The sequence below is a fragment of the Acinetobacter sp. TWP2-2-3 genome, assembly GCF_049896445.1.
GTDB lineage: Bacteria > Pseudomonadota > Gammaproteobacteria > Pseudomonadales > Moraxellaceae > Acinetobacter.
Genome location: NZ_JAFCUI010000010.1, coordinates 19,998 through 35,371, shown reverse-complemented (window position 1 = coordinate 35,371; position 15,374 = coordinate 19,998). Strand labels below are relative to the sequence as shown.

Annotated in this window: 14 protein-coding genes; 11 read left to right on the top strand and 3 right to left on the bottom strand. The window is 32.4% G+C overall.

The features are described 5' to 3' along the window. Nucleotides 1–2: 2 nt before the first annotated feature. From ACP7AK_RS12610 to ACP7AK_RS12600, 3 genes are read right to left on the bottom strand one after another with little or no spacing between them, the layout of a single operon-like run. Nucleotides 3–2,186, bottom strand: coding sequence for a polysaccharide biosynthesis tyrosine autokinase (locus tag ACP7AK_RS12610; RefSeq protein WP_425880030.1), 2,184 nt, complete (start codon nucleotides 2,184–2,186; stop codon nucleotides 3–5). 35 nt (nucleotides 2,187–2,221) lie between these two features. Then, nucleotides 2,222–2,650 carry a low molecular weight protein-tyrosine-phosphatase gene (locus tag ACP7AK_RS12605; protein WP_425880029.1) on the bottom strand — a complete coding sequence of 143 codons (429 nt, stop codon included), beginning with the start codon at nucleotides 2,648–2,650 and terminating at the stop codon, nucleotides 2,222–2,224. Continuing rightward, the gene (locus ACP7AK_RS12600; protein ID WP_425880028.1) at nucleotides 2,650–3,750 is read right to left on the bottom strand and encodes a polysaccharide biosynthesis/export family protein; all 1,101 of its coding nucleotides are present in this window, start codon (nucleotides 3,748–3,750) and stop codon (nucleotides 2,650–2,652) included. Before ACP7AK_RS12600 ends, ACP7AK_RS12605 begins: the two co-directional genes overlap by 1 nt. Before the next feature lie 429 nt (nucleotides 3,751–4,179). On the opposite strand from ACP7AK_RS12600, the gene pseB reads away from it, so the two are divergent. From pseB to ACP7AK_RS12545, 11 genes are read left to right on the top strand one after another with little or no spacing between them, the layout of a single operon-like run. Then, entirely contained in the window at nucleotides 4,180–5,178 is a 999-nt protein-coding gene (pseB, locus tag ACP7AK_RS12595) for a UDP-N-acetylglucosamine 4,6-dehydratase (inverting) (protein WP_425880027.1), read from the top strand. A gap of 1 nt (nucleotide 5,179) precedes the next feature. Then, nucleotides 5,180–6,340, top strand: coding sequence for a UDP-4-amino-4,6-dideoxy-N-acetyl-beta-L-altrosamine transaminase (gene pseC / locus ACP7AK_RS12590; RefSeq protein ID WP_425880026.1), 1,161 nt, complete (start codon nucleotides 5,180–5,182; stop codon nucleotides 6,338–6,340). Between the two features lie 2 nt (nucleotides 6,341–6,342). Further along, nucleotides 6,343–7,035, top strand: coding sequence for a pseudaminic acid cytidylyltransferase (gene pseF, locus ACP7AK_RS12585; protein ID WP_425880025.1), 693 nt, complete (start codon nucleotides 6,343–6,345; stop codon nucleotides 7,033–7,035). Beyond that, on the top strand, nucleotides 7,008–8,135 hold the full coding sequence (gene pseG / locus ACP7AK_RS12580; RefSeq protein WP_425880024.1) for a UDP-2,4-diacetamido-2,4,6-trideoxy-beta-L-altropyranose hydrolase: 1,128 nt from the start codon (nucleotides 7,008–7,010) through the stop codon (nucleotides 8,133–8,135). Before pseF ends, pseG begins: the two co-directional genes overlap by 28 nt. Then, a complete protein-coding gene (gene pseH / locus ACP7AK_RS12575; RefSeq protein ID WP_425880023.1) occupies nucleotides 8,128–9,051 on the top strand; it encodes a UDP-4-amino-4,6-dideoxy-N-acetyl-beta-L-altrosamine N-acetyltransferase in 924 nt (307 codons plus the stop codon). Before pseG ends, pseH begins: the two co-directional genes overlap by 8 nt. After that, nucleotides 9,041–10,078, top strand: coding sequence for a pseudaminic acid synthase (gene pseI / locus ACP7AK_RS12570; protein ID WP_425880022.1), 1,038 nt, complete (start codon nucleotides 9,041–9,043; stop codon nucleotides 10,076–10,078). Before pseH ends, pseI begins: the two co-directional genes overlap by 11 nt. Next, the gene (locus tag ACP7AK_RS12565) at nucleotides 10,078–11,103 is read left to right on the top strand and encodes a glycosyltransferase family 2 protein (RefSeq protein ID WP_425880021.1); all 1,026 of its coding nucleotides are present in this window, start codon (nucleotides 10,078–10,080) and stop codon (nucleotides 11,101–11,103) included. The genes pseI and ACP7AK_RS12565 overlap by 1 nt, the downstream gene beginning before the upstream one ends. Then, nucleotides 11,103–12,296: an oligosaccharide flippase family protein gene (locus ACP7AK_RS12560; protein ID WP_425880020.1), complete on the top strand. Its 1,194-nt coding sequence runs from the start codon at nucleotides 11,103–11,105 to the stop codon at nucleotides 12,294–12,296. Before ACP7AK_RS12565 ends, ACP7AK_RS12560 begins: the two co-directional genes overlap by 1 nt. Next, a complete protein-coding gene (locus ACP7AK_RS12555) occupies nucleotides 12,286–13,248 on the top strand; it encodes a glycosyltransferase family 52 (RefSeq protein WP_129716935.1) in 963 nt (320 codons plus the stop codon). Before ACP7AK_RS12560 ends, ACP7AK_RS12555 begins: the two co-directional genes overlap by 11 nt. Then, on the top strand, nucleotides 13,241–14,317 hold the full coding sequence (locus ACP7AK_RS12550) for a hypothetical protein (RefSeq protein WP_425880019.1): 1,077 nt from the start codon (nucleotides 13,241–13,243) through the stop codon (nucleotides 14,315–14,317). The genes ACP7AK_RS12555 and ACP7AK_RS12550 overlap by 8 nt, the downstream gene beginning before the upstream one ends. After that, nucleotides 14,318–15,361, top strand: coding sequence for a glycosyltransferase (locus tag ACP7AK_RS12545; RefSeq protein WP_425880018.1), 1,044 nt, complete (start codon nucleotides 14,318–14,320; stop codon nucleotides 15,359–15,361). Nucleotides 15,362–15,374: the final 13 nt, after the last annotated feature.

Sequence of the window (15,374 nt, the reverse complement as noted above, 5' to 3'; positions counted from 1 at the left end):
GATTAGTCATTATCTTTATGTGCAGTATAAGCATAGGCATAATTATAACCATAACTACCAGCAGAGCCTTTTTGTACGTCATTTAGAATAACACCATTAACTTTTACATTAGCTTGTTCAAAACGATTGACAGTAATTTCAAGTTCTTTAATTTGGGTTTTTCCATGACGTGCAATCAATAAATTAACGCCTGCGTATTGTGCAATAATAATACCATCTGTCACGGCAAGGACTGGTGGAGTATCAATCAAGATATGATCAAAAGAGGCTGATGCCTGATCTAAAAATGCTTTAAATTGATCTGTGCTCAAAAGTTCAGAAGGGTTGACTGGGCTTTTGCCTCGAGTAACAAAGAACAGGTTCTCTACAGTAGAGTTTTGTACTACATCTGCATAGCTATTTTGGTGATTCAATAGTTCTGCTAAACCTGGTTGTACCTCTGCATTGAAATACTTATGTAAATAACCTCGACGCATATCACCATCAATCACTAATACTCGTTTTCCGCCTTGCGCTAAAATAGTTGCCAAGTTAGTGGTAATAAACGATTTACCAATTTCCGGAGCAGGGCCCGAAATAGCAATTACATTATTATTGGCATTCATGAGGGCAAAATGAATCGCTGTTCGCATACTACGTAAGCTTTCAATTGCAATATCACTGCTATCTTTAACTGCAAGAATAGGAATATTCTTTTTCTTTTTTAATAATTTAATACGACTTTCTTGAATAACGGAGCGCGGTACAGTGGCATAGACAGGAAGATCCAACTCATTTTCGATCTGAGCCGCATCTTTAATACCTGAGCGCATCATATTACGTAACAATGCCAGCAATGTTCCTAAGAAACCACCAAGGAAAATTGCTAAAATCAGAATCTGTAATTTCTTTGGTTTAATTGGTTCAATGGGTTCAACCGCAGTATCGACAATACGGACATTACCAATTTCACCTGCTTTAGCAATTCGAAGTTGTTGATACGAATTGAGCAAACCTGTATACAATTGTTGCTTCACTTCGACTTCACGGAAAAATTGTAAGTACTGACGTTGTAATTCAGGTAAACGTTTTAAAGTCCCATTTAGTTCAGCAATTTTTTGATTGATTGCACTGAGTTGCGCATTCATTTGCTGCATCATTGGATGTTCGCCGGTATATTTAGCTGAAGCTTCTGCAACTAGCTGTTCCAGTTCTGCTTTTTTTGTTTCTAAAGTGATGCTCTGAGTTAAGTATAATTCCGATTCTTTAGTCACATCTACAGTATTATATTGCTGACGAAAACGGTTAAATTCACGCTCTGCAACATCGAGTTGTTGTTTGAGTTCAGGTAATTGATCTTCTAAAAACTTAAGTGTTTGAGCCGTCTCTGCTGAACGACGTTCAATATTCTGCTGGCTATAAGCAGCTAAAATTGCATTCAAAACTTCAGTAATATGTTGTTTGTCATTGCCTTGATAGTTTAATCCCAGCACACCACTCATCTTACCTTTTTCAGCGACTGAGTAATTGGCGGTTAAAGATTGCATCGCAGCAGGTAGGCTTTGCTTTTGTATATTATAAACGGCATCAAAACTGTCTTGACTAAAAATACCTACTTTCCAGAGGCCATATTCAGATGAGGATTGACTTACTTGATTTAGGGGAGCAGAAAAAACTACTTGTTCTGTGATCGCATCAGTCAGGCTATATTTGCCTGGCTCAAAGCTTAAAATTAAGTTTTTATCTTGGAAGTATTGAGGAATATCGAATTGGCGAATATCAAAACTGTTTTGATTATCTTTAAATAATACAGATTTTTCTGAATACTCGGTGGCGTATTGATGGTTGGCCATTAACCGGTTCCAGAAGCTATCCTCTATACCAGATACACGAATATTTAAATTTAAATGATTGATGACCTCGCCCAATACCAAACGTGATTTCAGAATTTCAATTTCGGCTTGAGCAGGGGATTTTTGGTCGATCATACCTGATAAATCCCCTAACAATGCAGCGGAAGTACCTTTACTGTCTTCGACTTGTACCATGGCATCTACTGCATAAGTATCCGGTGTGGTTCTTAAATACAGTAAGGCACAAATCAGACTTAAAATAATGCACAATGCAATAAGTTTCCATTGCGCAATTAAAGAAAAAAATAATTCTTTTAAATCAATGGTGTCTTCGGTGTTGGCGGTTTGGCTCATAATTTACATATCAAAAAGTGAAAATATTAAAAAACTTAAATATATTTTTTCCAGTCAGCAATACAGGCTTGAATCAACTGGCAGGTCTCATCAAAGAATGCTTGATCATGTTGATAAGGATCGGCAACATTTGTACTCTGCCAATGACCTAATCTAAACGTTTTACCTTTGGCAAAAGGCCAGGTTTGTTCTATATGCTTTTGCTGATTTTGACTCATCACAAGAACTAGGTCAGCTTTTTTGATCAGTTCAGCATCTAGTTTTTTCGCAATATGTGGACTCATATCAATCCCAAAACGTTGCATGCATAGGCTGGCTTTTCCATCAGCTGCATGACCGACTAAACCGGAAATACCCGCAGATTCTATCTCTAAATGAGGATATTCCTGTTTTAAAAAGTATTCTGCCATAGGACTACGGCAAATATTGCCAATGCAAACCACCAAAATATTTTTAATTCTCATTAGTTCCCCAAACGTTCAAAATTATATAAAGCATTTGAGAATGGAATAATCTGATTCACTACACGTTGCCAGCGTGCCAAACCAGATGCATCCACATAAACAATATCATTACTGCGCATTTTAAACTGATTAGCGAGACCGAAATCGGCAATACTGGTCAAGTCCATCTGGTAGACTTCAGTGTGAAGTGCATTTGGTTGACTTCTTACAATATAAACTTTACTCCGACTGGCAGAAAGTGGATTTAAGCCCAAACTTTCTCCTAGTACATCACTCAGACTCATGCCTTGATCACGTATGGGTAATGACTGATTTTTGCCAGATTCACCCATAACATAAATTTTTTGATTTTCGCGATTATTGACATATAAGGTGTCATTGGGCTGAATCAGCAGATTATGGAGTGAGAGGCCAGCTTTTTCTAGCTCTACAGTGTTCAGACTATATGAGCGTCCTTGGCGTACTAATGTGATAGAAGCATTATCACCCTGCTCTGCATTTACACCGCCTGCCATCCCTAAAGCAGTATAAACACTAACAGGTTGATCGCTTAAATAGAATTGACCGCCTTTCAGAACTTTACCTTGAACCGAATAACGTTGACCTTGATAAGATAGTACTCGTGCGATCACATCCGGATTTTTTAGGTAACGTGATAGTTGACTACGTAATTCACGGTTGACCTGGGTCAGTGATTTTCCTGCGGCTTTATAACGGCCAATAATTGGAAACTGAATATAACCTTCGGAATCGATTTGGAAACCATTCGCTTGAGCAGACTGCTCACTACTAATATTCGTTGGAGATGTGAGTTCTGGATAAGCCCACAAATAAATAGATAAAATATCCCCTGAACTTAGACTGTAGTTACGATGCTGCGCACTAAAAAGATGGGCATATTCTTGTTGAATATTCTGTACGGCAGGCTGAACAGCCATAATAGAATCTTGAGTAAGTTTTATGACATTCACTGTAGTGCCAAGGTCGGTTTGAAAAACGCCTTCGCTAGGTAAGTCGTAGGTTTGTAAACCAGAGGTGACCGCACATCCTGTGGTAGCAATACCGCCTGCCAATAAAAGAATTAATTGAAAATGTCGCACATGTTTTCCCAAATATTAATTTTTAAATTCATTTTAAAATGAGGCTATTCTACCTAAGTTATAGGTTATATACATAGCAATTTGTAACGATGTTCGAACTTTACAAGATAGAAAATTGATGCCCTCAAAAAAGCATAAGCTATTTAAGAATTATAAATAAAATATTAAATTTTCACAAAAAATATACACTACGCTATTTTTTAGTAAATGTGAGCACAAATCATAATAGAAACTTCATAATTTTCTGCTAGTATCCCTGCCGACAGATCTTTTACAAAAAATTATTTATTGTGAAATTCAGTATAAGTGACTTATTTATTACAAATAGTCTATATCTAACGGACATGTACTTTTTTAAAAGTAGATTAGAATTTAGAATATTAATCTTATACCTAGTAGATTTTAAACCCAGGTTTCTCAGAGGAACAAATGCTAACTAACTCGACAATCCTTATAACCGGTGGCACTGGTTCTTTCGGTAACACTTTTGTGCCGATGACGCTTGCAAAATATAATCCTAAAAAAATCATCATTTTCTCTCGTGATGAAATGAAACAGTGGGATATGGCTAAAAAGTTCCAAGGTGATGATCGTGTTAGATTTTTTATTGGTGATGTGCGTGATAAAGAGCGTCTTTATCGTGCACTAGATGGGGTTGATTACGTCGTACATGCAGCAGCCACTAAAATTGTTCCAACAGCAGAATATAATCCTTTTGAATGTGTAAAAACTAATATTAATGGTGCGATGAACCTCATCGATGCTTGTATTGATAAGGGTGTAAAAGGTGTTGTAGCGCTTTCAACAGATAAGGCGAGCAGTCCAATTAACCTGTATGGAGCGACTAAACTAGCTTCTGATAAATTATTTGTTGCTGGTAATTCCTACTCTGGTGAGCATGGTACTAAGTTCTCAGTCGTGCGTTATGGAAATGTGATGGGCTCTCGTGGTTCTGTAATCCCATTCTTTTTGTCAATTAAAGATAGTGGTGTATTACCTATTACTGATGAACGTATGACTCGTTTTATGATTTCATTAGAACATGCTGTGGATTTGGTTTGGCATGCTTTTGACGACATGGTAGGTGGAGAGATTTATGTTAAAAAAATTCCATCTATGAAAATGACAGACTTGGCTCGCGTTGTTGCGCCTGAAGCCAAGCAAGAAGTGATTGGTATTCGTCCTGGTGAAAAGCTGCATGAGCAAATGATTAGTGCTGAAGATGCTTACTACACCTATGAGTATCCAGAACACTTCAAAATTCTTCCTACAATTAATCAGTGGGCAACTTGTCCAAAACGTATTAAAGACGGTAAGAAAGTACCTGAAGGCTTTGTGTATGCGAGTGATAATAATACTGAGTGGATGAGCGATGCTGAACTACAAGATTGGATACAAGCTAATCGTGAAAAAATAGGAAATATCTAAAATGTTTATCCCATATGGCAAGCAAAATATAAACCAGCAAGATATTGATGCAGTAGTCAGTGTTCTTCAGTCAGATTTTCTTACACAAGGCCCACAAGTTCCTTTATTTGAAAAAACAGTTGCCGATTATGTTGGTACAGAATATGCATTGGCAGTAAATAGTGCAACTTCTGCTTTACATATCGCTTGCTTGGCATTGGGATTGCAAAAAGGAGATGTATTGTGGACATCTCCTATTACTTTTGTGGCTTCTGCGAATTGTGCACTTTATTGTGGTGCAGACGTTGATTTTGTAGATATTGATGCACAGACTTATAATATGTCTGTAGATGCATTACAGCAAAAATTAGTACAAGCTAAATTAGAAAATAAGTTACCTAAAATAGTGATTCCTGTTCATTTGTGTGGACAATCATGCGATATGGCAAAAATCTATGCTTTATCTAAAGAATATGGGTTTCATATTATTGAAGATGCATCTCATGCGATTGGTGGAAAATACCAGTCTGAGTTTATAGGTGCATGTAAATATTCTGATATTACAGTTTTTAGTTTCCATCCTGTAAAAATTGTGACCACTGCAGAAGGTGGTATGGCATTAACCAATAATGCAATCTTGGCACAAAAAATGGAATTATTAAGAAGCCATGGTGTTACCCGCAATACAGCATTAATGAGTAAAGAGACTGAAGGGCCGTGGTATTACCAACAAGTAGAATTAGGCTTTAATTATCGTATGACGGAGTTACAGGCGGCTTTGGGAGTATCTCAAATGCATCGATTAACTCAATTTGTAGAAAAGCGTCATACAATTTCAAAAAGATATAATGAAGTTTTGAAAGATCTGCCTGTCATTTTACCTTACCAGATTCCTGAAAGTTATTCAGGTTTGCACTTATATGTGATTCGTCTGAAGTTGGGTGAGCTTAAAGCATCACGTAAACAAGTTTTTGAAGCATTACGTGCCAAAGGTATTGGTGTAAATGTTCACTACATTCCTGTGCATACGCAGCCCTACTATGAAAATCTAGGTTTTAAATTTGGGGATTTTCCTGTAGCTGAAGCCTACTATGATTCAGCGATCAGCTTACCAATGTACCCCGATTTGACAGATGACCAGATTCAATACGTGTATGAGTCACTGAAAGAGGTTCTAGTATAACTATGCAGTTGGCTGTGATTCCTGCACGTGGTGGAAGTAAAAGAATACCGCGTAAAAATATAAAGATGTTTCATGGCCAACCTATGATTGCTTGGTCAGTTCAAGCAGCTATAGATAGTGGTTGTTTTGATGAGGTTTGGGTATCTACAGACGATGAGGAAATTGCGGCAGTTGCACAAGCTTATGGTGCAAAGGTGCCTTTTTTAAGACCTGCACATTTGTCTGATGACTTTGCAACCACTGCAGATGTGATGTCACATGCAGTAGAGGAGTTTGATAAGTTAAATCATACCTTGCCAGATTATATTTGCTGCTTATATGCGACTGCTCCGTTTGTGACCAAAGCAGACTTGGTGCAGGGGCTAGAAAAGATTAAAAATAATAGCGATTTGAATTATGTGTTTAGTGCAACAACTTACCCATTCCCAATTCAACGTGCAATAAAGCTGAATGCAGATGACACTGTGGAAATGTTTTCACCACAATATTTTAATGTACGCTCTCAAGACTTAGAAGAAGCCTGGCATGATGCTGGGCAGTTCTACTGGGGTACTGCGGGAGCTTGGTTTAATAAAGAGATGATTTTTGCCTCTCAATCTAGTGTTGTAGAGTTACCGCGTTTTAGAGTACAAGATATAGACACACAAGAAGACTGGGATCGTGCTGAATGGTTATTCAAAGCAATACAGCAATGAAAGTTGTCTTTCGGGTAGATGCCTCTATTCAAATGGGTACAGGGCATGTCATGCGGTGTTTGACTTTAGCTGATGCTTTGAAGAATCGGGGGGCGGAATGCTATTTTATTTGTCGTGAGCATTCTGGCAACTTGATTGGTCTAATTACCCAGCGAGGCTATCATGTTGATGCATTGCCTTATATGGATTTATCTCAAGAAGATAAGTTGCAAAACCTTAATGCTGATCTTGCGCATGCTTCTTGGCTAGGTGCAACACAAAAAGCAGATGCGAGTTTATGTACTCCTCTTATGGAAGCATTAAAGCCAGATTGGTTGATTGTTGATCATTATGCTTTGGATATACGCTGGGAACAAGTATTACGTCCATATTGCAAACGAGTAATGGTTATTGATGATTTAGCTGACCGTCAGCATGATTGTGATTTTTTAATTGACCAAAACTATCTGCCTTCATATGAACAACGATATGATAATTTAGTTCAAGCAACAACAAAAAAATTATTGGGGCCATCTTTTGTATTGTTAAGGGATGAGTTTTTAAATTTAAGAGAGAAAAAATTACAGCAAATGCCTAATATCGAGGCGCATATTTTGATTAATTTTGGAGGAATAGGAAACTATTCTTTATTATCAAAAGTTATTGAAGCAATTAATATTTTTAAAAAGCAATCTTTTTATATTGTTACAGGCGGGTTAGATCCGCATCTACTTTTAGAGTTAGAGAAATCTATTTCATATTCAAAAGTCAAGATTGTAGAAACAGCAGTAAATATGGCGGATATTATGTCTCAGAGCCAATATGCTATTGGTGCATGTGGTTCAACGGTTTGGGAGAGATTTTGTTTGGGGCTGAATTCAGGGTTGATAGAAATGGCTGAGAATCAGACACCACTTTTAAACTATCTGACTAAAATGAATTTGATTGATAATCTTGGTAATGTTAATTCTTTAACAACAGATGATATTTTAAAACTATTACAAAATCTAGATTTAACAGATGCAAAATATAGTCATAGAAAAACAGCAATAATGAGTTTGATAGATGGTAAAGGCACACAACGTGTGGTTGAGATGATTTTAGAGGTAGCAAATGTTTAAAGGAAATATCCGTTCAATTCAGCTTGCTGATGCAGAAATGATTTTGAAGTGGCGAAATCAAGATTCAGTACGATTAAACATGTATAACCACGAGATGATTGATTTAGATACTCATATGAAATGGTTTGCCTCAATTCTTAAAAGTGATAGCTGTCAATATTTTATTTATGAGCAAAATCAAAAACCATTAGGAGTGTTGTCTTTTTCTGAAATTGATAAAAAAAATAAAAAAGCGACTTGGGCATTTTACTCAGGTGATACTACTGTTAGAGGTATAGGCTCTGAAATGGAGCAACTCGCCTTAGATTATGCTTTTAATAAATTAGATTTAAATAAACTTTATTGTGAGGTTTTAGAGTTTAATACTACGGTTATTAGCTTTCATCGCAAGTTTGGATTTAAGGTTGAAGGGGTAAAAAGACAAGATTACTTAAGAGATGGTAAATATTATGATATTTATCAGTTATCCTTATTTAAAAGTGACTACTTGAAAACGAAAAATAATGATAAGTATTTGATAGAAAAAAATTATAATTGGAACTTTGAAGTTTCAGGGAATAAGATAGATAAGTTTGCTGAACTTTCAGGTGATAAGAATGCAGTACATTTAAGTAATGAGCGTGCAGTAACACTCGGTTTTTCAGAAAGAATTGTGCACGGAGCTTTAATTTTAGCTGAAATTTCAAAAATTGCAGCTATGGAGTTTCCTGCTCAAAATGCTATTTATTTATCTCAAAAAGTAGATTATAAAATGCCTGTTTATCCAGGTTTAGAGCTTGAAGGACGAGCGAAATTAAAAACTCAAATTGGTCGTTTTGTCATTATTGAATATAGTATTTTTCAAAATGAGAAATTAGTTATTTGGTGTGAGTCTGAGTTTTTACTAAGTAATGAGGCTTTAAAAAATGAAAATTAATAATAGAAAAATTGGAACTGATTTTCCTCCTTATATTATTGCTGAATTGTCTGCCAATCATAATGGTCGTTTAGAAACAGCGTTAAAAATTATAGAGCAGGCAAAAGTCTGTGGTGCAGATGCTGTTAAGCTACAAACTTATAAGGCTGATACCATTACCCTTAATAGTAAAAATGAAGAATTTATGATTCGTGGAGGGCTGTGGGATGGTCAGTCATTATATGAGCTTTATGAGAAAGCACATATGCCTTGGGAGTGGCATAAGCCTTTGTTTGATTATGCTCGTGACCTAGATATTACTATTTTTAGCTCTCCTTTTGATCGAACAGCGGTAGATTTACTGGAAGACCTAAATGCAGCTGCATATAAAATTGCATCTTTTGAAGCAGTAGATTTGCCATTAATTAAATATGTGGCTGCTACAGGTAAGCCAATGATTATTTCTACAGGTATGGCAGATAAAGAAGAAATTGCAGAAGCAGTACAAGCGGCCTATGATGGCGGGTGTAAAGAGTTGGCAATTTTACATTGTGTAAGTGGTTATCCTGCACCAGCAGAAGATTATAATTTAAGAACGATTCAGGATATGGCTTTAAGTTTTAATATTCCTGTTGGTTTGTCTGATCATACTTTAGATAATACAACTGCGATTGCCTCGGTTGTATTAGGTGCTTCTATTATAGAAAAGCATTTTACTTTAGATCGTAATGGCGGTGGGCCTGATGATAGTTTTTCATTAGAACCTGAAGATTTGAAACAATTATGTGTTGGTGCCAAAACAGCATGGCAGGCTTTAGGGCAGGTAGATTATGGTCGTAAATCTAGTGAGCAAGGCAATGCACAATTTAGACGTTCGCTTTATTTTGTGAAAGATATGAAAGTAGGCGATGTCATTGATGAAACTTGTATACGTAGCGTTCGCCCTGGTTTTGGTTTAGCACCTAAGTTTTTTGATGAAATTATTGGTAAAGTAGTTTTACGGGATGTGGTTGGTAATACACCAGTAAAGTGGGAAATTCTAAAGTAATGTTATTGTCAATAGTTATTCCTTTTTTTAATACTTTCGATAGAAGCGAGTCTTTACGTCATATCATTAAAAGAACATTAACTGAAAATAAAGATATAGAATTTATTTTAGTAAACGATGGTTCAGTTGATTCAACTTTTAGTAAGCTAATTAATTATTATAAAGAATTTAGTAAAAGTTCATGTTTGAAAATTATAGATCAAGAAAATAAAGGGCCGGGAGGTGCTAGAAACAATGGTCTAAAAAATGCGACAGGAAAATATATATGGTTTGTAGACTCAGATGATAACATAGATATATCAAATGCATATGAGCGATTAAAGCAAGCAATAGAACTTGATGTTAATTTTGACTTTATTGATTTTAATATTAGAGAAAATAATAAAATAACTAATTCAATGGGTAATGTGGAGTCTGGATATTACCCATCTTTTGAAAATAAATATTTGGATTTAGGGCGAATAGTAACTAAGATATTTTGTAGAGATGTTTTTATAATAAATAATGTTACTTATCCTGAAAAAGTTATATATGAAGATAATTATTTAATTTATATTTTGCCAATTTTTTTAAATAATTTTTTTAAGTTTAATGATGCAGTTTATGAGTATGTAGAAAATCAAAACTCTATAACTAGGCAGAAATTTAATAGAAAATATTATGATCGCCTACTAACTTCATATGAAGGGTTGGAAAACCACTATTATCTAAATAATAAAAAAATAGAAGAAGGTGTTTTAGTTAGATTCAATGAAATTTTTTATGAAAATACATTGCTTTATATTATTGGTGGTATTTTAAAAGGTGAAATTGATAAAAGGGAGTTAATGGAAGTAAAGAAAATTATAGAATGGTGTAATTTTTTAAAGAAAAAATATAACTTTAAATTTATTATTTCAAATAAGAGAAGTTTTAAAATTAAGATTTTATTTGAAATTATTTATATCTTATCAATTTTTTTTGGATCAAAAGATTGGTATTCATATTTTTTAAATTTAAATAAAGAAGAATGGAAAATTAAATAATGAGTGCTAGAAGCTCAATAGTTATTTATTTTTTTGGTGAAATGATTTCCAAAGGCTTACCATTTTTTTTTATACCATACTTAACTAGAAAACTAGGACCAGCTGGTTACGGTGAGTTAGCGTATGCTCTTACTATTATTGCCTTTGCGAGCATATTTATTAGTTTAGGGCAAGAGGCTGCAACTTTTAGCTATTATTATAAAAAGGGGAAAAAGGCATTACCATATTTAAGAACTTCTAGTATGATATTAATGTTTGCTCTAACTATTCTAGTTGCTATTTCATTATTTTTATTAAAAATAAAATATTGGTTTCTCTTAGCATCTATATCATCAGTTGCAATATTAATTAACTATCATATGGCAACTTTACAGGCTCAAAAAAAAGAATTTGAATATATATTAATTCAAATAAGTTCTGCTATTTTACTAATTATTTTTACGTTTTCATTTCTTGAATTAATGGACGGTGATAAAGTAAAGTTAAGATTAGATGCAATGCTATGGTCAAGTATTGTAGTTTTAATCCCAATTATTTTTTTCTTTATTAAGAATACCTATAAGTTTGTAAATTTAAAAAAGATAAAATTATATAGTTTGTATTTATTAAGTTATGGTATCCCAATTTTCTTTCATTCGTTTTCTTTACTAATTAAAGGACAAATAGATAGGATTTTTATATATAAACAGTATGATGCTTTATCTTTAGGTGTCTTTTCTGCTGGAGTGCAGATAGCTGGTTTATTGACTATAATATTAGGAGTTCTTAATAAAGCATTGGTTCCAACGTATTATGAAAAATTAAAAAATAAAACTTTAAATGAGAGTAAAATCATAAAATTGGCTTTATACTCTTTGCCTTTGACTTTAATTCCTGGTGGATTGGCTTTTTTTATACCAGAAAGTGCTTATATTTGGTTTTTAGGGCAAGAATATAGTGGCTCTAAATATTTTACATATATGTATGTTTTTGGCATATCTTTGAATATACCTTATCTAATTTTAGTGAATTATTTTTTTTATCATGGTTATACAAAAAAATTGTCAAAATGTACGATTATCAGTACACTTATTTATATACTCTTTCTATGGTTATTTTCTGCAAAAAGTATTTTTTTAATACCATATGCTTTAATTTTTTCAAATATATTTTTGGTATTGATTTTATGGTGGTTTTTAAAAAATGAGAAATAATTTGATAATCTGTGTTACACCATTACAGATGCTAATTGCAGAAAAAATAATAGATTTATATCCAGACGATAATTATCATCTTTTAGTTATGTACTATGATGATAATGAAAAATATAATTATTATTATAAGAAGCTAAGTTCAAAATGTCTTGTCTCCTTTAGGTTAATAATGGAAAAAGAAAGTAAAATATATAGATTATATTATTTTTTTCAGTTAGTTAATTTGCTAAAAAATAAATTTGACTCTTTATATTATAATATCTATTTTGCAAGTGTGGATAGTTTTTTTATTCATTACATTTGTTCATCTATTAATTATAAAGATATTATTACATTTGACGATGGTGTGGCAAATATATATAAGAAAGGCTTGTATTATAAAAATAGAGATTATTCCTTGCTATTGCGATATTTAAGAATTTTTTTAGGTATCAGGTATAATTTAAAGGAAATAGTTTCTATTTCGGAAAAACACTATACCATATTTAATGGTGTAGAAAATATATGTAAAAATTCTGTTTTTTTACCTTTATTTATTTCTGATAAAGAGAGAGATAAAGAGTCCAAGGAATTTAGTATTTTTTTAGGTCAACCCTATTCTGAATATAATATTGGTAAAAATATTAATATAAATGCAATTCTTTCTAAAATAGGTGTTATAAACTACTTCCCTCATCCTCGTGAAAGAAATCTTCCGGAAGCTATTAATATAATAAATTCAAATCTTATTATTGAGGATTATGTAATTACACTATTAAATCAAGGTTATAATGTTAAGGTATACTCATTCTTGAGTACTGCACTTTTAAACTTGAATTCTATAGATAATGTTAGTGCATTTTTAATATACGATAAGCAATTATATGAAAAATATACAGACTTATATGAATTCTTTTTTAATTCAAATATTGAAACTTTGGATTTAGAAGGGGAGGCTTATTGTAATGGGTAACACGTTAGCATTAAAGGCTGCTATATTAATTTTATTTTCAATTTATATTTTTGTGGCAGGTTTTTCCTATACGGCTTTAGTGGTTAATGATGAGTTTGCATCTATTATATCTTTGTATACTAGAGTTTTTTTACTGGCTCTAATGCTTTTACTTATATTTTTGAAAGGGAGTTTGGGGAAAATAGAATTATATTTTTTAATATTTTCTGCATTTTTCTTAATTACGATGAATCCATTTCTTATAATTATGGCATTTATGATTTTACCAGGTATAATTTTTGCTGACTTTATTAATAATAAACAAGCAATAAAAATTACTATAGGTGCTTCAATTTTAAGTTTTTCTTCAATTTTTTTGCTTTCACATTTTAATATAATTGAGAGTAAGGTTTTAATGGATGATAGTGAATTTACGCTTTCAAATTTAAGGCAAACATATGGCTTTAATAATCCAAATGCTGCATCTATGTATATCGCTCAAATTCTAATGGTTTCCATCGTTTATAAAAATAAGTTATTAAGTTTTTTTATTTTTTTATTTTTTTTATGGTTGACTTTTTCCACAGGCTCAAGGACTCCTTTATATGCTGTTGTTTTTTTTATATTTTTAATTTACTTATCAAAATATAATTTCTTCCTCCCTTTTATAAGATATGGAGCTCTTATTTTTATTTGTATTATTCCTTTAATTATTATCTTTTTTATTGCTAATGGAATTTGGGTCTATTCTAATATTGATTTTAATCACTTACTAACTTATAGGCTAAGTATTGCTCAATCCCTATATTCAGAAGTTGGTGGATTATCATTACTTCCATCATACTCAAGTGAATTTGTTGATTCTGGCTATGCTAATATTCTATTAAATGGAGGTTTTCTAGTTTATTTATTATTTTTCATTTTTTCTTATCTATACTTAAAGATAGAAAATAATAGGTACTTTTTTTGTCTATTTGTTGTTTTTTTATTAATATTAATTTCTGAAACATTTATTACTGGAAACTTAATTTTTAGTATTTTGTTAATCTCACGGTCTATTTATCTGTTAAATAAAAGGTTGCCAATTTAAATGAAACCTATGAAAAAAGTTTACTTTTTAATTCTTTCATTAAAAGGGCGCTCAGGAACAGAGCGTGTAACTTGTCAACTAGCTAATATGTTAGATGATGCAGGTTACCAGATTGTAATTTTGAATCTGGATACTTGTAGAGAATTGGCGGCTTTTGATATAAATAAAAATATAGATGTACAGTATTTTAATGGATCTATTTTCAAACTTTTAAGGAAGATAAAATCTTTAAATCAAGAAGATATTCTTTTTATTCAAAATATGGAACGATTGTCTTTAATCACTCTTTTAGTTAATCCTAAATCTAAAAATATTTGTTTAGAACATGGAGTGTTTTTTACAAAATCTAAGCTTGGTAAATTTTTAACTAAATATTTATATTCACGATTAGATGCTCTCGTTACAATTACTTATGCTGATGCAAAAAATTATTTTAAATTTTTAGATGTTCAGAAAGTCCATACAATTTATAACTCAACTCCTTTTTCTCCTGAAACATTAACTTATAATTCTTTGTCAAAAAAAATTATAGCAGTTGGTCGTTTATCTCCAGAGAAAAATTTTTCTGATCTAGTTCACGCGTGGTCTTTAATTTATAGTAGATTTCCAGATTGGTCTTTAGATATTTACGGTAATGGGGATGAAGAATATAATTTGAAAAAACTTATTCAAGAACTGTCATTAAAGAATATCACTATTCATAAAAATATAAATGATATTGAAAATGTATATAAGAGTGCTTCTTTTTTAGTGCAAACTTCTAAGTTTGAGGGTTTAGGTATGGTTTTAATTGAGGCGCAATCATATGGTTTACCATTAGTTGCATATAATTGTCCATACGGCCCATCCGAGATTATTGTTAATGAAAAAAACGGGCTTTTAATACAAGATTATAATGTTAATGATTTGGTTAATGGGATTGAACAGTTAATTGTTAATTTAGAGCTAAGGGAAAATATGCATTTTTATGCTCTTAATTCTAATAAAAAATTTGATATAAATTTAATAAGTAATCAGTGGTTAAATTTATTTAATAATCTTTAATATTTATTTTCTA